This is a genomic window from Ruminococcus sp., assembly GCF_045129435.1.
Taxonomy (GTDB): Bacteria; Bacillota; Clostridia; order Oscillospirales; family Acutalibacteraceae; genus Ruminococcoides.
Genome location: NZ_JBGVJL010000197.1, coordinates 55,824 through 74,240 on the forward strand (window position 1 = coordinate 55,824; position 18,417 = coordinate 74,240).

An 18,417-nucleotide genomic window follows, 5' to 3' on the forward strand; every position below is an offset into this window, starting at 1 on the left:
TGACTTGTAACGACAGTATAAGAATTTATTCGGGCAATAAGTTAGGTTATTATCACACTTTCTAGAATTTCTAATTATATAATAAACCCGCCGTTTACGCCGAGCACTTGTCCGGTAATAAATTTTGCCTTATCTGAGCAAAGAAAAACTGCTGTCTGTGCAATATCCTCCGGCTGACCGAGCATATTAAGCGGAGTTTCTTCTTTCAGTTCATTTATCGTCTGCTCATCAAACGATTTCATCATATCGGTCATAACCACTCCCGGTGCAATGCAGTTTACCCTAATATTTGAAAGTCCGACCTCCTTTGCAAGAGCCTTTGTAAGTCCGATTACTCCTGCCTTTGCCGCACTGTAATGCACCTCGCATGATGCTCCTACCTGTCCCCACATTGAGCTTATATTAAGAATTACTCCGCTGTGGTTTTTTATCATAAAGCGGCTCAGAACCTCTCTTGAGCAGTAAAAAACTCCGTCAAGGTTTGTGCCAATCATTCTGTGCCAATCCTCGTCCGTAATGTCCGTAAACAGCTTTTGCTGTGCAATTCCTGCGTTATTTACAAGCACATCAACATTTGAAAGCTTAGCTTCCACCTTGTCAAAAAGGCTTTTAACCGACTGTGATGACGAAATATCTGCCTGTACCGGCAGGGCAATCACGCCATACTCTTTCTGAATTTTCTCGGCAAGTGCCTCTGCCTTCTCTTTTCCTTTGTTATACTGCAGCACAACATTGCAGCCCTCACCTGCAAATGCCAATGCAATCGCTGAGCCGATTCCGCCCGACGCACCTGTAATTACCGCTGTTCTCATATTATTCCTCTCTTAATTCAATGTATCTTCATTTTCGTTATATAATGCTTCGTTGATTTCCACAACACTTTTACCGTTATTCATATTTATAATAATAATGCTGTCACGCTTAATTTTAGGATACAGTGGTGACAGACCTGCAATTTTTAATACGCTGTTGGTTTCTTTTACCGACAGTCCCATACCGATTGAAAGGCAAATTAACTTATCTCTTTTCGGAGCGGTTTTTACACCTGAAAACATCTGATATGCGTAGCTCTCGCCTAACTCCGCTTTCCTGATTACCTCTGCTTTTGTAAGCTTTCTTTCTGCCACCAAGTCAGAAAGATATTCCGACAGATTTTTATTAATCATAGATGCCTTGTTTACCTTTTCATATTCCTCAAAGGTATTAAAATTTTCGAGTTCCTTCAAAAGCTGTGTTGTCGATTTGTTCTGCATATCTAAATCCCCTTAAAAATATAAGTTTTCAAATACATTTTATCATGTTATAATTTACTTATCAACAAAGTGGAGCAAATGTAATGGAAAATAATTGGACTGATAAGGTACTCAAGGAGCAATACCAATTTGTGCGAGTGCTCAAGCGTAATGAAAAAACCGAAATTTGTGTATTCAGACACAAAACGCTCGGAAAACAGATTATAAAACGAACAATGCAAAGTAGCAGAGAGGTTTACTCTGTTTTGAAAAACTTTTCTCACCCAAACATTGCAAATATTTATGATGTTATAAAAACCGATACAGGCATTATTGTGCTTGAAGAATTTATTGACGGTCAAACCATAGCCGACTATTTACAGGAAAGCCTTTATGTTCCGTCAGGAGTAAAAAAGATAGCCTCTGCCCTTTGTGACGCACTTGATTTTTTGCATAGCCACAAAATCATTCACAAAGACATTAAGCCCGAAAATGTAATGATTGACAACAACGGCAATGTAAAGCTGATTGATTATGACGCCGCACGAATTTACAAGCCTTATCGACAGAAAGACACGCTGGCGATTGGTACAATCGGTTATGCGGCACCTGAACAATACGGAATGAATCAGACTGACGAAAGAACGGATATTTACGCTTTGGGAGTGCTGATGAATGTTATGCTGACAGGAAAACCTCCTGAAATTGAGCTTTATAACGGAAGACTTAAAAAGGTTATTGTAAAATGTACGCAGACAATTCCCGACAACCGCTACAAGAATGTAAAGGAACTTAAAAGAAATTTATAAAATCAACAAAACTGTGCTGACAGCACAGGACAAAAATACCGCCTTTGATTATAATTTAATCATAGGCGGTTATTTATTTTATCTATTTTTAACAAAAGATTATTTAAAGCTCATCAATGTTATCGGCAAGCACACGAATAGTATTCAGAAATGTACTTACCTTGTTTTTATCGGCGTTTTTAATAGTACTTGCAATTTCGCTCAGCATATTTTCATTTCCGACAGAGTCAAAAACAAGGTAGTCAATGCTTGTGTCGAGCACCTGTGAAATTCGGAAAAGCACATCAACAGAAAGTATCCTTGTGCCACGCTCAATATGACCTATGTGAGCCGCCGAAAGTTCGCACAATTCGCCAAGCTGTTCCTGAGTAAGTCCTTTTTCAATTCGCTTTTCCTTTATTCTTTTACCGAGAGCCGTATAGTCAATATTTTTGTTCATAAATAAAACCTCAGAATGTTATATATAGTTTATTCTAAACTTTTTGAACAAAAAAATAAATTTACTGTAAGCATTTATTATTAACTTGTAGCATTAATTGTGCTAAACTTGAGTTGTAATAGATAAAAAATTTATGAATTTTGTCAGATAGCTTATCTTGCTGTCTGTGTATTATTAAATATCTAAAGGAGTGAACTTTATGTCGGTTTATGGAATGGGTTCAATGTTTTCTTCAACAGAGGAACAGCTGAAAAATTTTGTTAAAGACGGTTTTGCTTGTATCGGTTGGAGGTGTGAGGACAAGCCCGAATTGTATGAAATCTTAAACGATATCAAAATCGGTGATATTATTTATATCAAATCTCTTTACCACGCATCAAAAGCAATGAAAGTAAAGGCTGTTGGTATTGTAACAAGTGAATTAAAACGCCAAAATACACATCAAGGTTACGAAAATTGCGAAAATGAAATTGGTGTAAAATGGCTTAACAGCAGTATCAACAAATATATAATCATTGATGATGACCGCCTGAAAGAAAGAAAAGGCAGTCTGTTCGCTGAAACCAATAAGGATTATATTAAAGAAATAATCAGTTTTATATAACAAATTGTTCCTAAATGATTAATGGAGGAAAGAACTATGAAAAGTTGCACAAAATGTGGATTTATGAATAACGACAGTGATAATTTCTGCAAACATTGCGGTCAAGATTTAAATGAATTTGAAAATTCGCTTAAACATCAAAAGGAAAATTTTAATCAGCAGGAAGCCTGTATCAACCAAGCCCCTGAAAGTTCTGTTTATGCACAACAGCAAAATACAAATGCAAATATCGACGCAATAAAGCAAAAGCCGAAAAAGAAAAGAAAAAAAATAATTATTCCCTGCGTTTCAATAATACTTGTTATCGCTATTATTGTAATTACATTTGTACTGAAAATTCCTCAAAAGTATTTTGGTGATCCTTTTGTTGAATCGACGGTAGTTACCGAAGAAGCGGATAATGACAATGGTTTGCGTTTTAATTTTGATGAAATGGGATTTCAGAAGCTCAATACTAATGCAGTAAACAAACTTAATCTTAAAACAGACCAACATGGCTTTTTAGCTGTTTTACTTGATACTGTTGAAAAAGATTGTGAATCTTTTGGAGTAAGTGCTACACAGTATGAGTTAAATAGAGAAGATACAAACAATGATCGTATTGGATATTGGATAAATCTTTATAAAGAAAACCGTTCGGATAAAATTAATTTTTTCGAAATATGTATGAGAATAAAAGATAATAATCGTGATGATCTTGATAAAGTAATGACAGATTATGTAAGACAAGCTATTTGTATGCTAAATCCTGAATTAGGTATATTTAAGATCAATGAGCTTGCTGAAAATCTTGAATGCTCAGGGAAATATGATTCTGATGGATATAAAACTTTATTTTATAACAATGTGTGTTACAAAATTTATGACAATCCATATAGAAATTTATATGCACTATGCGTTTATCCTTTAACCAAAACTGAATATGGAGAACTTACAGAGGGAAATACGGCACCCAACCTTGAATTAAGAAATATGAGCGACCAGGAATACTATAACAAAATTATAGGTGTTTTAAAAAGCACAAGCTATTGTGAAGATTATCTTCCTGCACAATTATCAGCAGGTGCTTGCAATGATATATCATATGGAGAATTAATAGCTATGATGTTTAAATCGCCCGATATTTCTGTTGATAGAACAGGAGATAATAGCTGTACAGTAACAGTTTCCGGAAGATATAGAAGTTATGCAAGTGCGACATATGATTTTAACGGTACTATATATATACAGTTTAGTGATGTGGAAGCAGGAGATTGTACTCTTTCAGGCAGTTACGAATTTGAAGCTCTGGCAAAATATTTTGCTCTGTCATATTAAGCATTAGATAACGCAATGCAGAAAACAACATTGCTTTATTTGATTTTTTGCTTTATACTATCTATATGAGGTGATGTATATGGGAAAGGACACGCAGTTTTGCAGAAATTGCGGAAAGGAATTGCCGATTGAAGCAACCTTTTGCCCGTACTGTATGACGAAATTTGACTTAGACAATAAAGAGAAAAACAAAAAGAAACCTCCGCTAAAAAAACTGCTTATTATCTGCGTTTCGGCGGTTTTGGCGGTTGCACTTGTTACTACAGGTGTAGTGGTGGTCATTACTTCCGGCAACGCAAAAGCAAATGACGATGTGACCGCACCGAGCACTGTTCAGGTGCAGACAACGGCTTCACCACAGGAAAGCGTTAGCCCGACAGCTCAAACGGCAGAAACAAATTCAGGCGTTGACAATGAAATCGGTTTGAGAAACACAAAGGTTGATTCCGAAAGCATTACAACAGACGAGCAAAAAACGGTTGCCCAATACTTTGACAATGACTACATAGATATAACAAAGTATGAATTTCTTGCACGCTATCCGTCAATATTTGAAAACGCACAGATTTGCTTTACCGGCACAGTTCAGAAGATAATAAAATCTACCGACACAGACTACGAGATACTTGTGTGGGTAGGCAAAAATGAGGCTAACTATTACTACAGAAACGCAAATATGAATGTTCCTTATGACGAATACAAAGAAAGCACAAAGGACAACCTCATTATAATAAAAGGAAAACAAACAGATGCCCGACTTGTAATCGGTGATGAGATTGTATGCTATGGCAGATATACCAAAATTGACACTCAGTCTATTGACGGTACTTCATATACAATTCCTACAGTAAATGTATATCGTACATTCTTTAATAAAGCCATAGGCTCACCGAATAAATTTGACGATACCTTTGTAAAGCAGGTTGCAAAAGCTTTGTTTGGCAATGATATTGAAGTAAGAAACGCAAAAGACGGCGAGGATTATGATTCGAGCAAGGGAGCTATGAACTGTAATTTTACAGACTATCCGTTTATGATATGCGAGCCTGAAAACCAGTCAAATGCAAAATTTACCAAATACAGATTTTATCTTAAACAGGGAATAATTGAAGACGCAAAGTCAAAATCGAGCGTTTGCCATACAGGTACAGACACAGACAATGCTGAAATCATCAGAAAAATTGAGTTTGCTCCTGATTTTCAGCACTACCTCATCTACACCTTTGACACAAGCTTAAATTCAATGTCGGTTGCTTATTATGACAGCGACTTTAAGAAAATTTGGCAGAGAGATTTTGAAGAAACCGTCAACGGTGTTTATGATTACACTAAAAGCAAGTTCTATATTGTTGCCAACAATGATTTGTACATAATTGATATGCAGACCGGCGAAGATGTCACAAAACCAAGCTATGTCGGTGAAAAAACCGATATACGAAAGGTTGCTGACGGTTTGATAATGTTTTCCGCCGAAAAATCTGATTCCGTTATGAAAACGGATTTAGACGGCAACATAGTATGGAAAACCAACATTATGAACGATAATTATTCCGGCAGTTCAAACACCGTTCAGTTTGTAGATGACAAAATAATTGTAGCAAACAACTTTGTTTCATTTGAATTGAACGCAAAAACCGGTGAACTTGTAACAACCGGCGAATTAGTGAATTAATTTTTACATTATAAAAGCTTGAGTAAATGATAATATTTACCCAAGCTTTTACTTTTTTGGAATTGTATTTAATGATAATTTATAATCAGATTTTAAACAAAAATAAGCACTAACCTTTCGATTAGTGCTTTAAGTGGTTGCGGGAGCCGGATTTGAACCGACGACCTTCGGGTTATGAGTGTGAGATATATAGTTTATAGTTTCCATATTTCCCTCTTTATTTTCCATTGCTTTAAATCTATAATATATTAGTATAATAAATGAAAGAGTGGTAAACAATGGAAAAATCAATTACATTTAAAGAGCTATCACAACGATGGCTATCTGTGTCGTCTTTGGGTAAAACTTATACCTATCAACAGAATTTACAGTCTTACATCAATCACCTTAATAATGGAATAGGTGAATGTAAAGTGACTGATGTAAAGCCTGCTCATATTGACGAAATAATAAGACGGCTGTATATAGAAAACCCGAACACCAAAAAACCGACTTCCAAAAAAGTCTTGAAAAATATAGTTGACTGTGCTACTCGAATTTTTGATTACGCTATCGAAAACGAGCTAATCTACAAAAATCCAGCAAGAAACAAAAAGAAAGTCATTCCAAAAAATGCACCGACAAAAATAGTTGGTGCAATCACTCCCGAACAGCAGCAACTCGTAATTGATACAGAACACCGAGCCAAAATTGCAGCTGTAATAATGATGTTTATGGGATTGCGAACCGGTGAAGTGCTTGCTCTTGAATGGGGAGATATTGATTTAGTCAACTATAAGCTCTCTGTCAATAAAAGAACACAAAGAATTTCGAGTAATAAGTATATTGTAACAGAAGGTACAAAAAATGGCAAGTGCCGTTATGTTTCAATTCCTGTTAATTTAGGAGCTTGGTTAAAAAAACAAAAGGATATATCAAATTCATACCTTGTGATGCCAAATAGAGCTGGAGAACTCCAATCTCCAACTCAATGGAGAAGTTTATGGAAATCCTATCAGAACGAAATAAACTACACAGCCTATTGCAAAAAATGTGCCGATGCAGGAATAAAACCTGAAAACAAGCATACTCCAACAGGTATTCCAAGAATTATAAATACATTTAGTGCTCATCAGCTCAGACATACATATGCAACGCTTCTGTATATATCAGGAGTTGATGTGCTTACAGCATCGGAGCTGTTAGGACATAGCAACATAGAAATAACTCTTAAAATATATACACATCTTGACCAGCAATTTAGAGAACTAAATATAAGCAAATTTGACAATTATATTCAGTCAGATTTAGACATAGAAAATATTTAATTAGTAAACAAAAGTCGATTACATTGTAGTCGGCTTTTTTATTTTATAAAAAGTGGACAATTTGTCCAGAAAAGGAGTAAGACTTATGAAAAAGACAATCGCAATCGTAAACAAAAAAGGTGGAGTAGGCAAGACAACAACTGCACTTAACTTAGCAGCAGGACTTTCAAAAGAGGGCAAAAGGGTATTGCTCATCGACCTCGACCAGCAAGCGAATCTATCGTTTTGGCTCAACTATGAGTTTGACGGCAAACCTACTATCGCAGAGATGATAATGTTTTCAGTCAGCGGAATGTATATTGATTACAACGCTTGTATCAGACATTTTTCTTCTGAGGGTTTTGATTATATACCTGCGTTGAGTGCAAGCCTTGACGGTATTCCTTCCTACCTCGCCGGAAAAAACGATTGCACAAACATTTTAAAAAAGCTGTTATCTGTAGGTAGCTTTAGTGAATATGATTACATACTCATTGATTGTTCTCCTGCAACTGACCTACTTGTAACTAACGCTATTGCAGCAGCAGACAAGCTGCTTATCCCAGTGCAGTGTGACATAATGTCATACAACAAGGTTAATGATATTCTTCAGCAGCTCGTTAATACAAAAAATGATACTGATGTATCGAAGTATATACTTGGTATCTTAGGTACAATGTATCAGAAAAGCACAACCCACAGCAAAGAAGTATATGATGCACTCAAAGCGTCTTATGGAGATTTAGTGTTTAATACAACTATTTCTTATAAGACAGCTGCCAAAAATGCTGTTGGCTATCATCAGAGTTGCGTTAAATCGAATGCTAAAACGAATACATTAGGTCAGGAATATATGTCAGTTGTCAATGAAATCATTGAGAGAATGGAGGGCTAAGCAATGAAAAAAATGTCAATCCAAACAGGTAGTCTGAATTTCAATGTTACAGGTTCAGGTAATCCGACAGCTATTCTCAACGATAATACTGTTGTAGAAATTGAAACTGACAAGCTCTCTATAGACAATGAACAACAGTTTAAAATACATAATGATACTATAAGTTTTCTTGCAAAGTGTATTAAGACTGATGGTCAAATTTCACCTTGCATTGTAATTCCTCTCGCTGATAATAAGTATCAAATAGTTGACGGCAGACACAGGTTTTTAGCTGTCAAAGAAGCTGGCTTGCCGTTTGTAAAATGTATCATTCGCAACGATTTAGCAACCGATAAGGTTGCATATAAAAAGGTTCAGCTCACTACTAACCTTGCAAGAAATAATGACTATCTTCCTTCTGAACTTGCTTACGGCTACAAGGAATTGCAGAAACTTGGTTATACCCGTCAGCAGATGTCAATGGAAACCGATACTGACGAAAAGAAGATATACAGATACATTAGACTTAACAATCTTATCAAGCCATTGCTTGACCTTACCGACAATGAAAAGATTCCGGTCCTTGCGGCTGTTGAGTTGTCGTACTTAAATGAGCAGGAACAATCAAAGCTCTACGGCTTTTTGCTTAATAATACAAGCTGTAAAATTGGTTTAAAAATTGCCAAAGCACTAAAAAAAGATTTCAGAAATATGGAATATTATTTTTGGCATTATGATTATGATAACTATATTGTAAATAATCCTGATAACGATTTTTCTGATACTGAAACAGATAATTTATCTGCCGTTTCAGATACAAAAGAAGAAAAGGCTGAGAAACGAGTTAAGAAAGAGAATACAGAAAGTTCTCTGACATCAGAACAGTTATCAGTATCACCAGCAGTAGAAAAAACAAGACAAACTGATGCTGACACCATTCAAGTAATTGCTCCTGAAAATATTTCTTTATCTGACAGAAGCATAATTGCAAAGACAGTAATTACTGCTACAAGAATTGACTATTACATTATCAGAGAATTTTTTGATGCAAATGATTGTTATAACTACCTTAAGAAGAATTATATTGAAAGCTATTACACTGCTGTCGGGGTAAAAATTGACGACTGCAAGGTGTCGTATAATTTCCGGGCAGCTCACAATATGTTTTCAATCAAGGTTAATAAAACAACATATATTATGCAGCATAAAATCCTTGAACGCATAGTAAGACAGTATATTCGGGAACATTATACCACAGATGATATTGTCAAAATCATAAAGATTGGAGTAGAAAATGAAGATTAGTAATATACAGCTCCGCATTAAACGATACCGCAAAGGTTCTAACATCAAAGCTATTGTTTCTGTTGTCATTGATGATTCTTTTATCATCAATGACATACAGCTTATTAAGATTGCCGACAAATATCACTTGAAATTTCCGGCAACTAAAGTTGCTGAAAAAATCGGGCAAGAAAGTATAGTGCCGATTAACAATAAAATCCGTCAGACAATTACTAAAGCAGTGATTGATAGTTACACTGATATAATGAAAGAGGATCACTAATGGATATTTATATACCAAAATCATTAATGACAGATGAATACAAAAATTATTCAGCAGAAGCAAAATTGTTATTTTCAATCTTGCTTACCAATTCTGCAACAGCCACAAGCATTATGCAAGTAGCAAGTCTTATCGAAAACATTGGAGCTGCAAAAATCAATACTTATCATAAGGAATTTAAAAAAATCGAAAGAGAGTGTGCAGTATGAAATTCGATTTTTTCAGAGGGAACGAATGTGAACAATACTTGTTCTACAGAGTACCACAAGTTCTTTTTACTGATGATGAATTTAGATATATTTCGTCTGAAGCTAAACTGCTGTATGGTTTCTTGCTTGACAGAACGGCTCTATCAGCTAAAAATAAGTGGACTGATGAGGACGGCAAAGTCTATGTGTATTTCACGCAAGACGAAGCCAAAGAAAAGCTCAACATTGGAACAGGCAAGGCTACTAAGATATTCAGCGAGCTTGATGAAATAGGACTGATAATTCGTATCCGCCAAGGGCAAGGCAATCCTTGTAAGATTTATGTTATGAATTTTGCAAAACCACTATCTCAGGCTCAGACCTCCGAAAATCAGAAGTCTGAAAAAAGCAAAATGGAAGTCTTAAACTCCGAAAAAGGCAACTCAAGACTTACGAAAAGTGAAAGTCTGAAACAGATAAAAAGGAAGTCAAGACTTCCGAAAAACGAAAATCAAGACTCTCAAAAGTCAGAAGTCTTAAACTCCGAAAAAGACAGTTCAAGACCTCCGAAAAACGAAAATCAAGACTTCCAAAAATCGGAATGTAATAATACTGAGAATAGTCATACTGAGAATAGTCAGAACAATCTATCTTCTATCTCTGAGGGATTGAGTGACGGAGTAGTGGAATATTCGCAATGTGTTGAAAATATTAAAGAACAAATATCATACGATAGTTTGTATTCTCAAGGTACAGAAGAAAATTATCTTGATTTTATCGTTAGTCTGATTGCTGATGTGTATATTAATCAAAATTCAGGCGATATGTTTAATATCAACAACATAAGCATTTCTTCTGCAAGAGTTGCCAAACGCTTTAGCTTGCTTGATGATACACACATAACATATGTGATTAGCAAGCTAAAACAGGCTTTTAAATCACAACAAATCAAAAACATTCGAAAATACACTATAAGTTGTCTATACAATGCACCTGTGATAATTGATATTGATATTGATTCACAGTTAGCTTATAAAGGTGATTGATAGAAAGGAGCGTATATATGAGCATTTGGGACGATTATAAAACAAGCGTAAGGACAAGGATAAATGTTAAGCAAGATAGACTTTTGCTGACCGAAAGGCAGTGGAAGCTCAAGCATTATGTTAAGCTTAACGATAAATGCGGTAAGTATCTATGGGTTAATGCTTATTGTCCTAATCAAGAGCTATATCTATGGGACGAGGAAGTACGCAAAATGACTGATGAAGAGCTTGCTACTTACCGTGCAGAAGAAAAAGAAAAGCGTGTCGCTCGGGCAAAACGCAGAGAGTTAAAGGCTGAGTTTGATAAGCTAAAGAAACAAAAACTGGACAAATCGTCCACTGAAAGAAGGAGTTTTAATATGATAAAAGCAATGAGAAATAAAATAATCAATAATTCAGTATGTATTGCCAAGACTGTTGATATAGCACTCTACGATTACAAAGATAATTTTGTTGCAGACTTTATTACTGATTTTGGTATCCGTAAGACAATTAAAATGAGCAAGAAAAATCTGCAAAAGATGTTTAACTGGAAAGAAGCAGTTGAATTTTTGAAGTTTTTAAACTATGACAAAGATATGTATGAGAAATTTATAAGATATTTCTTCCCTGATAAGTTAGAATACTTATCGTTGGTGAAAGAAAATGAAGTCATAGTTGTTGATACAGAAACAACCGGACTTAATCCTGAAACTGACGAGCTTTTGCAAGTTTCAATCATCGATGGCGATGGAAATACATTGTTCAACAGCTATCTAAAGCCAGTGAACACAAATAGTTGGGACGAAGCAATGGCAGTCAATAACATTACTCCTAAAATGGTTGAAAAAGCACCTACTTCTGCTGAGATTTACCCTGCATTAGTACATATCATTGAATCTGCAAAAGTCATTATTGGATATAATGTAAACTTTGATTTGAAATTTCTTTCTGCTAATGCAGTAGGAGCAGAAAATAAAAACGCAACTATTGTAGATGTTATGAAGGATTTCGCAGACATATACGGCGAATGGAGTGATAAGTATGGCTGCAATAAAGGGCAGAAACTAACTAAGTGTGCAGAGTATTACGGTTATGACTGGGAAAACGATACAGCACACGACAGTTTAGCTGATTGCCGAGCTACTTTGTATTGCTACAATAAAATAAACGAATGTAAGGAGGATTTTGCGTGTTTAAAAAAATAGTTTCTTTTGTTCTTGTGGTTATAGCAGTAGCAACTTGTTCGACAGTTGGACAAGCTGCTACATACCAAAAAGGCGATGTAAATAAAGACGGTAATATTAACATTTTCGATGTAACACTTACACAAATATATATAGCCGGTCATACCCCCGCTAATTTCACTTTGTATTACGCTGATTTCGATGGTGACGGCAGTATAACCGTCAATGATATATCAGCTATACAACTGTATATGACTAATCAATTATTCATATATAACGATTTCTTTTATACCGTTGCAAACAACACTGCAACGATAACTAACTACAGAGGTACAGCTAAAAAGCTCAGCGTTCCCAATTATATGTATACAGATAAGCAGGAAGCAATCAAAGTCACAGCAATAGGTAACAAAGCTTTGTATGGTAAATATCAGCTTACAGAAGTAACTATTGCAGATAATATAAGCAAAATCGGAAATTATGCTTTTGCAAATTGCAAAAACTTAACTACAGTTACAATAAAAAATGATAAGTGCCATATTGACAGTTCATCATTTGAAAACTGTCCGATAAGTAGTTTTAAATTTGGATAAGCGGACAAATTGTCCGATAGAGGAGAAAAGATTATGGTTGAATACGTTAAAGAAGCTGAATTAAGGATAATGAACCTTTTTTGGAAATACAAAGAATGCACACGCAATGAAATAGCAGAGCATTGTGCAAAATTAAAATATCCATATACTGATACATACATATTTAATGTTGTAAGACAATTAGAAAAACGCAATTTCGTTAAATCTTGTGGCTTGCGTGCCGGTGTTACACGATGCTCAATAGTGTATGAGCCAACGTTTACCAAAGCAGAATTTTGTTTTTACTTGCTCAATCCCAATGAGCAAGACGCTAAAGAACTTGTATCATTATGCAATGATTTACTTACAAACCGCACTTGATGATTTAACCCTATTCTCCTTTTATTTTTGCCATAAAAATTTACACGGCAGTCAGTGCGGAACTGCCGTGATTTATGTAAACATAATTTATTATATAAATGAAAGGAAATTTATGATTATACTATTACTTATTATAATAATTATTTTACCGATTTTTATAGCAATTTCACTTTACAACACCATTAAAATATACTGAAAAATAAAACTTGTAGATAAATATGGAATATTAATGACAGCTACTTGGTTTGCTGTTGAAATCATAGGTGTAATATTTTTATTTATTCGATTTTAAAATATATTTTAAATATTTATTAGCTTTTTTCGCACCTCAAGAGGAAAGGATTTGTTAATATGAAAGTAAAAGTAAAGAATATGAGTTGGGACAACGAACAGAAGAAAGAAATTGAAACAATAAAAGAGAGAAAAATCACTGTAAGGCTTTCGGACGCAGATTGTGACCGACTGGCGAGAAAGTGTGGGGAGTATGGTCTGACTATTGGAAAGCTGATAGAGAATTTTGTCGGAGATTTAGTTGGTGGTACTTACTCAAACGGAAGTGATGAAAGAGATTATGCCAACAAGTGGTTCGAGCGTTGTTGGTTTGGAATGTTCCCCGAAGAAACACTTTTAAAATTTCTTTTGTACACTGGTTATGATGTGTATGATGATTTTTTAGAAATCATAGATGATATTGAAAATGGATATGCAGAACTGGAAGATTACAAAAAAGACCAGAGTGTTTTTGACGAGGAAGAAATCGAATTTTTGAAAACCGATATTGATGACTGGGAGAAGCAAATCGCAGAAATCAAATCGGACTATCTCAAAAAGAATGAGAAAGCCGACTGGGAGAAAGAAGTCGAAAAAGTCAACGAATGGTGGAAAGCAAAGGAGAGGTTAATCAATGAATAGGGCAAGACCGAAGCAGTTAAGTAAATTTCTTGACTGCTTTTTATATCCAAAAATTTGAAAGAATATTGATATTGACAAACAAAAATGTGAATTGTAAAATTAAGATATAAAGACATATACGAAAGGGGTCAGAGTTATGACTACACAGGAAATGAACACAAACATTACAAACACGAATGAACCGACAGAGAAAAAAACGAATAAGAAAAAGGCTATTGGTATTGTTGCGGTTGCTACAGTAACGGTAGCGGCGGTCATTATTGCTATGCTGACCGCTTGCGGAAACAAACAGCCTACGGCAACGGCTGATGAGGTAATCGGTACTTCTGTTCAGACTGTTACACAAGTTGTGACGGACAGTCAGGGCAATACACATATTGAGGAAGAAACAAAGGTTGTTGAGGTTAAGCAGACACAGCCTGCGGAGAAGTCTGAAAAAGCTACGGAAGTTAATGCACAGAATGCAGCAAAGACCGACAACAAGCAGAACAACGGCGGTCAGAGCAACAATAACAGCAACGGCAACAGCAATCAGACTAACAACAATAATAACAATGCCGGCAACGGTCAGACAAGCAAGAACAACGGCTCATCAGGCAGCACAAACAAGCCTGCAAGCAATTCAGGCTCAAGCGGTTCATCAAGTCAGAGTAAACCGTCAGGCGGTTCATCAAGCAGCTCAAGTCAGAGCAAGCCGTCAAGCGGTTCCGGCTCATCATCTTCAAGTAAGCCTGCACCGGCTACACAGCCGACTACAAAAGACCCACACGAGGGCAAAACTTGGTACGATGCAGAGTACAAAACCGAAAAAGTTTGGGTTGTAGATGAGGAAGGCTACACTTGGCAATGTCCGATATATGAAGACCATACAGCTGCGATTTGTAATACTTGTGGTGCTGAAATTACCGGACATACAAGTGAACATATGGAGGCTCATATGGATAAAGGTGAAAATGGTAGTTATCGTGTCGAAACTGTATCAACAATTGTTGGCTATGAAACTGAAACAGTTCCCGAAAAAGGACATTATGAAACAAAAACAACTCTCGTAAGAGCAGCAGGTTGGTATTGATATATATATGAAAATTAAACACATCAATTAAAGCAGTTAAGCAAGAGCTTGACTGCTTTTTTCATACCTATAAAGAAAAGGAGCGGTATTATGAGCGGAAAAAGGAGTCCACCAACAGAAAGAAAAATATACTATCTCATTGAAAGGAGAGTTTTATGAACAAATTTAAAAAGCTAAAGTCGGCAATTATTTCCTTTTGCAAGCCTAAAAAGCTGACATCATTGGCAGTTGCATTAACAACAATCTTTGCAATGCTACCTGTCGCTAATATTTCGGCAAGTGCTTATTCATATACAGGGCTTAGTGAAATCGGCGGCAAGGTATTGATTCAATCTTCGGAAAAACCGTTAGTCCTTATTGACAACGGAAGTGCCGGCAAACTTGACGCATATAAATTCCTTATCAACGGTGAGGTCGGTTATTGTATTGACCCACAGCTGCCGGCACAAAAGACAGGCGGCAAGACTATGGAGTTTACACAGTTTTCGGGTGAAACAGGCAAGGAAGTAATAAAACTTGACCCTAACTCGACTGACGAAAAAGAAAAGGCTCTTATAGTAGGTCTGAGTGTTCTTTACGGCGGTTACGGAGATTATTTCTCAACATTCGAGAACGGCGGTAAATCCGCTAAGTCCATAATGGACGGATTTATTGACGGTGTGTATTCATCTTTATTTAGTAAGATGAATACACGAGAAGATAAGTATTATTTCTTATCGCATTATACGCTCTCACAGCTTTATCACGAGCTTGTAAATGACGGTACATCTTGGAAAACTTGGAGCAACTACAAAGATGTTAACACAATGATTAATCGCTTAGTAGATTACACAAAGAATATAGTAAAATCCACAGGTGATTATTCAGCTATCAAGCGTAGTTGTGCAACCAACAATTACTATATTACACAGCCAAAAGGCAAAGACGGCACTTTTTGTCAGCACTTAATAGTAAGAATACCGAAAAAAGCTAAATTATATCTTGAAAAGTCAGGTACAAGCGAAGAAATCAAGAACCTGACAGAACAGACAACTGATAAAGATTACTTGAATTTTGCAGGTGCACAGTACACCTTGTATAGTGATGATAACAAAGCAGTTGCAGTTGCGGAGCTTGATAAAAACGGTAACATTGCTAAAATTTTGTATTCATACTCCAACAGCGAGTGGATTACAAAGAATTACTTTGAGCTTGGTTCAGGTCAGTATTACCTCAAAGAAACAAAAGCACCAAGTAACGGTTACTTCGCTCTTAGCGACAAGAAATACAATGTTACAGTCACAACAGACGATTGCAATAACGAAAGAATACTTGATATTCTTCAACTGTCTGATACCGAAATCGTTAAACTGAAATTCAAAAAAGAAAGCAGTAATCCTGATTTGACAACAGACAATGACTGCTATTCATTAGACGGCGGTATGTTTGCTGTATTTGCGAACAAAAAGAGTGCTTATGATTATCTTGCAGATAACAGTGTAAAGAATAACATCGTCAGGTACTTCATTACCGACAGCAACGGTGATTGCAAAGCTATATCTAAAGACGGCAACTCTTGGGACTATAACGCAAATTCAGACCTGTATAAAATTGCATACAGTGACAGTTACTATGCTGTTGAAATGGTAGCACCGAAAGGTTTTAAAAAGTACAACCGTCCGGTGCAAATGGTTATAAATGGCACAAACGGTGGTTTTGCCGTATTATCAGCAACTATTTCTGACACACCTCTTAATGACCCTATAGGTATTAAAGTCCAAAAAAAGGATGCCGTTACCGGTCAGACAACCAATATGTCAGGTGCAGAATTTACTGTTAAATATTATAGCGGTTATTACTATTCTGAAAGTGAACTTGCAGGAAAATCACCTGAAAGAATATGGGTACTTAAAACCAACCAAAACGGTTATACTGATTTAAGTGAAAAATATCGTGCAGATAGTGACTATGGCAATGAATTTTATTATAGTGATGGAATAGCCACCTTGCCTTTAGGCACAGTGACAATACAGGAAACCAAAGCCCCGACAGGTTACAAAATCAATCCTGAATTGTTTATCCGACAAATTAAGGTTGATGAAGCCACAGGCTCAATCACAACCTTTAATGAGATTGAAGTGCCTGAACCACGAGATACCGTTTACGGCAATCTTACAATCTACAAAACAGCTGATGACAGTAAGCGAGGAGCTAATACTGCTAAGGATGTATGGTTTAATGTCAAGTCTGATGACGGAGTGACAGACGAAAACATAGTAACAAAAAGCAAGGGCATAGATGGTGCAGCAACGCTCAGCGACTTGCCTGTTTACAAAGCAAGCGGTGAATATGTAAACTACACAATTAAAGAGCTTGGCTACAAAAACGCTGACGGTACATATTCTGTGCCTGACAGATATGTTCCTCTTGCTCAAAAAACCGTTACGCTAAAGGAAAATGTTACTCTTTCATTTTATTTTGCAAACAGACTGCAAAAGACAGGCTTAATCGTTCAAAAAGAGTCTGAGGACGGCATTGTAAGCGGCTTTTACTTCTCGGTAAAGTCTGATGACGGCAAAACAAATAAGGTGCTTGTAACAGGCGAGGACGGCACTGCTCATCTTACCAATCTTGCGGTGTATAACACAAGCAATGAAAAGGTTAAATACACAATTGATGAATTAGGTTTTAAAAATGCAGACGGTACATATTACTTCCCTGCTAAGTATGTAAAGCCTGCGGCTCAGACAGTTACACTTGAGGACGGCAAAAGCTTTGTAGTTACGATGAAAAACCTGCTCAAGCGTGGCAGTGTAGAGCTTTTAAAAACAGACGGCAACGGCAATCCGCTTGAGGGTATTGAGTTTGAACTCTACAACACAAAAACAGGCATTGTTAATGTTATAAATAAAAACAGCAGTATTATGTACGAAGCTGCCGACAGCAAGACGGCTGATACGGTAACAAAGCTCGTTACCGGCAGCGACGGCAGAATTATTGTAAATAACCTCTTGCCCGGTGATTATTACTTCATTGAAACAGACAGCAAAGGTAATATGCCGTATGCAGGCAAGATTAACTTTACGATTTTGCCCGACAGCTTAGATACACTTGACATACAGCTTACAGTTAAGAATAACAGTGTCTTCATTCCTGAAACCGGCGGAACAGGCAACAACAGACCGATTTACATTGAAATCGGCGCCGCTGTATTAGCGTTTACAATATTGGTAGGTGCTATCGGTTTAGGTATAAGAAAAAAGAAAAAAAACATCGGCAAAAAGGCTCAACAGTAAATCTG

General features: G+C 36.2%; 19 protein-coding genes. 16 read left to right on the top strand and 3 right to left on the bottom strand.

Annotated elements, in window-relative coordinates:
• Positions 1–74: 74 nt before the first annotated feature.
• Together ymfI and ACJMMI_RS09765 are read right to left on the bottom strand one after the other, a co-directional pair.
• Positions 75–812 (bottom strand): elongation factor P 5-aminopentanone reductase, encoded by a 738-nt coding sequence (gene ymfI, locus ACJMMI_RS09760; RefSeq protein ID WP_405355325.1) that lies wholly within the window; start codon positions 810–812, stop codon positions 75–77.
• 12 nt (positions 813–824) lie between these two features.
• A complete protein-coding gene (locus ACJMMI_RS09765) occupies positions 825–1,253 on the bottom strand; it encodes a hypothetical protein (RefSeq protein ID WP_405355326.1) in 429 nt (142 codons plus the stop codon).
• An 83-nt stretch (positions 1,254–1,336) separates the two neighbouring features.
• Here ACJMMI_RS09765 and ACJMMI_RS09770 point away from each other — a divergent pair, with 83 nt between their 5' ends.
• Positions 1,337–2,041: a serine/threonine-protein kinase gene (locus ACJMMI_RS09770; protein WP_405355327.1), complete on the top strand. Its 705-nt coding sequence runs from the start codon at positions 1,337–1,339 to the stop codon at positions 2,039–2,041.
• A gap of 103 nt (positions 2,042–2,144) precedes the next feature.
• Here ACJMMI_RS09770 and ACJMMI_RS09775 read toward each other — a convergent pair whose 3' ends face one another.
• Positions 2,145–2,480, bottom strand: a complete 336-nt coding sequence (locus tag ACJMMI_RS09775) for a helix-turn-helix domain-containing protein (RefSeq protein WP_405355328.1) — start codon at positions 2,478–2,480, stop codon at positions 2,145–2,147.
• Positions 2,481–2,679: 199 nt separating this feature from the next.
• Between ACJMMI_RS09775 and ACJMMI_RS09780 the strand changes: the two genes are divergently transcribed.
• The 15 genes from ACJMMI_RS09780 (at position 2,680) to ACJMMI_RS09850 (ending at position 18,412) form a co-directional block, all read left to right on the top strand.
• Positions 2,680–3,084: a hypothetical protein gene (locus tag ACJMMI_RS09780; protein ID WP_405355329.1), complete on the top strand. Its 405-nt coding sequence runs from the start codon at positions 2,680–2,682 to the stop codon at positions 3,082–3,084.
• 36 nt (positions 3,085–3,120) lie between these two features.
• Positions 3,121–4,401: a hypothetical protein gene (locus tag ACJMMI_RS09785; protein ID WP_405355330.1), complete on the top strand. Its 1,281-nt coding sequence runs from the start codon at positions 3,121–3,123 to the stop codon at positions 4,399–4,401.
• A 79-nt stretch (positions 4,402–4,480) separates the two neighbouring features.
• Positions 4,481–6,073 carry a zinc ribbon domain-containing protein gene (locus tag ACJMMI_RS09790; RefSeq protein WP_405355331.1) on the top strand — a complete coding sequence of 531 codons (1,593 nt, stop codon included), beginning with the start codon at positions 4,481–4,483 and terminating at the stop codon, positions 6,071–6,073.
• Between the two features lie 278 nt (positions 6,074–6,351).
• Positions 6,352–7,380 carry a tyrosine-type recombinase/integrase gene (locus tag ACJMMI_RS09795; protein WP_405355332.1) on the top strand — a complete coding sequence of 343 codons (1,029 nt, stop codon included), beginning with the start codon at positions 6,352–6,354 and terminating at the stop codon, positions 7,378–7,380.
• Between the two features lie 85 nt (positions 7,381–7,465).
• Entirely contained in the window at positions 7,466–8,254 is a 789-nt protein-coding gene (locus tag ACJMMI_RS09800; protein ID WP_405355333.1) for a ParA family protein, read from the top strand.
• Between the two features lie 3 nt (positions 8,255–8,257).
• The gene (locus tag ACJMMI_RS09805; protein ID WP_405355334.1) at positions 8,258–9,538 is read left to right on the top strand and encodes a ParB/RepB/Spo0J family partition protein; all 1,281 of its coding nucleotides are present in this window, start codon (positions 8,258–8,260) and stop codon (positions 9,536–9,538) included.
• The gene (locus ACJMMI_RS09810) at positions 9,528–9,800 is read left to right on the top strand and encodes a septation protein SpoVG family protein (RefSeq protein ID WP_249377309.1); all 273 of its coding nucleotides are present in this window, start codon (positions 9,528–9,530) and stop codon (positions 9,798–9,800) included. The genes ACJMMI_RS09805 and ACJMMI_RS09810 overlap by 11 nt, the downstream gene beginning before the upstream one ends.
• The gene (locus tag ACJMMI_RS09815) at positions 9,800–10,009 is read left to right on the top strand and encodes a hypothetical protein (RefSeq protein WP_405355335.1); all 210 of its coding nucleotides are present in this window, start codon (positions 9,800–9,802) and stop codon (positions 10,007–10,009) included. Before ACJMMI_RS09810 ends, ACJMMI_RS09815 begins: the two co-directional genes overlap by 1 nt.
• Positions 10,006–11,034, top strand: coding sequence for a replication initiator protein A (locus ACJMMI_RS09820; RefSeq protein ID WP_405355336.1), 1,029 nt, complete (start codon positions 10,006–10,008; stop codon positions 11,032–11,034). Before ACJMMI_RS09815 ends, ACJMMI_RS09820 begins: the two co-directional genes overlap by 4 nt.
• A gap of 17 nt (positions 11,035–11,051) precedes the next feature.
• Entirely contained in the window at positions 11,052–12,221 is a 1,170-nt protein-coding gene (locus ACJMMI_RS09825) for an exonuclease domain-containing protein (protein WP_405355337.1), read from the top strand.
• Positions 12,206–12,793, top strand: coding sequence for a leucine-rich repeat protein (locus ACJMMI_RS09830; RefSeq protein WP_405355339.1), 588 nt, complete (start codon positions 12,206–12,208; stop codon positions 12,791–12,793). The genes ACJMMI_RS09825 and ACJMMI_RS09830 overlap by 16 nt, the downstream gene beginning before the upstream one ends.
• Positions 12,794–12,826: 33 nt before the next feature.
• Entirely contained in the window at positions 12,827–13,153 is a 327-nt protein-coding gene (locus ACJMMI_RS09835; RefSeq protein ID WP_405355340.1) for a BlaI/MecI/CopY family transcriptional regulator, read from the top strand.
• A 351-nt stretch (positions 13,154–13,504) separates the two neighbouring features.
• A complete protein-coding gene (locus ACJMMI_RS09840) occupies positions 13,505–14,065 on the top strand; it encodes a molecular chaperone GrpE (protein ID WP_405355342.1) in 561 nt (186 codons plus the stop codon).
• Between the two features lie 136 nt (positions 14,066–14,201).
• Positions 14,202–15,137 (top strand): hypothetical protein, encoded by a 936-nt coding sequence (locus ACJMMI_RS09845; RefSeq protein WP_405355344.1) that lies wholly within the window; start codon positions 14,202–14,204, stop codon positions 15,135–15,137.
• A gap of 155 nt (positions 15,138–15,292) precedes the next feature.
• Positions 15,293–18,412, top strand: a complete 3,120-nt coding sequence (locus ACJMMI_RS09850) for a SpaA isopeptide-forming pilin-related protein (protein WP_405355346.1) — start codon at positions 15,293–15,295, stop codon at positions 18,410–18,412.
• Positions 18,413–18,417 lie beyond the last annotated feature (5 nt).

Excerpts from the sequence above, each read along its gene's own strand:
- ymfI (WP_405355325.1), bottom strand. The coding sequence starts at position 812 with ATGAGAACAGCGGTAATTACAGGTGCGTCGGGCGGAATCGGCTCAGCG.
- ACJMMI_RS09765 (WP_405355326.1), bottom strand. The coding sequence starts at position 1,253 with ATGCAGAACAAATCGACAACACAGCTTTTGAAGGAACTCGAAAATTTT.
- ACJMMI_RS09770 (WP_405355327.1), top strand. The coding sequence starts at position 1,337 with ATGGAAAATAATTGGACTGATAAGGTACTCAAGGAGCAATACCAATTT.
- ACJMMI_RS09775 (WP_405355328.1), bottom strand. The coding sequence starts at position 2,480 with ATGAACAAAAATATTGACTATACGGCTCTCGGTAAAAGAATAAAGGAA.
- ACJMMI_RS09780 (WP_405355329.1), top strand. The coding sequence starts at position 2,680 with ATGTCGGTTTATGGAATGGGTTCAATGTTTTCTTCAACAGAGGAACAG.
- ACJMMI_RS09785 (WP_405355330.1), top strand. The coding sequence starts at position 3,121 with ATGAAAAGTTGCACAAAATGTGGATTTATGAATAACGACAGTGATAAT.
- ACJMMI_RS09790 (WP_405355331.1), top strand. The coding sequence starts at position 4,481 with ATGGGAAAGGACACGCAGTTTTGCAGAAATTGCGGAAAGGAATTGCCG.
- ACJMMI_RS09795 (WP_405355332.1), top strand. The coding sequence starts at position 6,352 with ATGGAAAAATCAATTACATTTAAAGAGCTATCACAACGATGGCTATCT.
- ACJMMI_RS09800 (WP_405355333.1), top strand. The coding sequence starts at position 7,466 with ATGAAAAAGACAATCGCAATCGTAAACAAAAAAGGTGGAGTAGGCAAG.
- ACJMMI_RS09805 (WP_405355334.1), top strand. The coding sequence starts at position 8,258 with ATGAAAAAAATGTCAATCCAAACAGGTAGTCTGAATTTCAATGTTACA.
- ACJMMI_RS09810 (WP_249377309.1), top strand. The coding sequence starts at position 9,528 with ATGAAGATTAGTAATATACAGCTCCGCATTAAACGATACCGCAAAGGT.
- ACJMMI_RS09815 (WP_405355335.1), top strand. The coding sequence starts at position 9,800 with ATGGATATTTATATACCAAAATCATTAATGACAGATGAATACAAAAAT.
- ACJMMI_RS09820 (WP_405355336.1), top strand. The coding sequence starts at position 10,006 with ATGAAATTCGATTTTTTCAGAGGGAACGAATGTGAACAATACTTGTTC.
- ACJMMI_RS09825 (WP_405355337.1), top strand. The coding sequence starts at position 11,052 with ATGAGCATTTGGGACGATTATAAAACAAGCGTAAGGACAAGGATAAAT.
- ACJMMI_RS09835 (WP_405355340.1), top strand. The coding sequence starts at position 12,827 with ATGGTTGAATACGTTAAAGAAGCTGAATTAAGGATAATGAACCTTTTT.
- ACJMMI_RS09840 (WP_405355342.1), top strand. The coding sequence starts at position 13,505 with ATGAAAGTAAAAGTAAAGAATATGAGTTGGGACAACGAACAGAAGAAA.
- ACJMMI_RS09845 (WP_405355344.1), top strand. The coding sequence starts at position 14,202 with ATGACTACACAGGAAATGAACACAAACATTACAAACACGAATGAACCG.
- ACJMMI_RS09850 (WP_405355346.1), top strand. The coding sequence starts at position 15,293 with ATGAACAAATTTAAAAAGCTAAAGTCGGCAATTATTTCCTTTTGCAAG.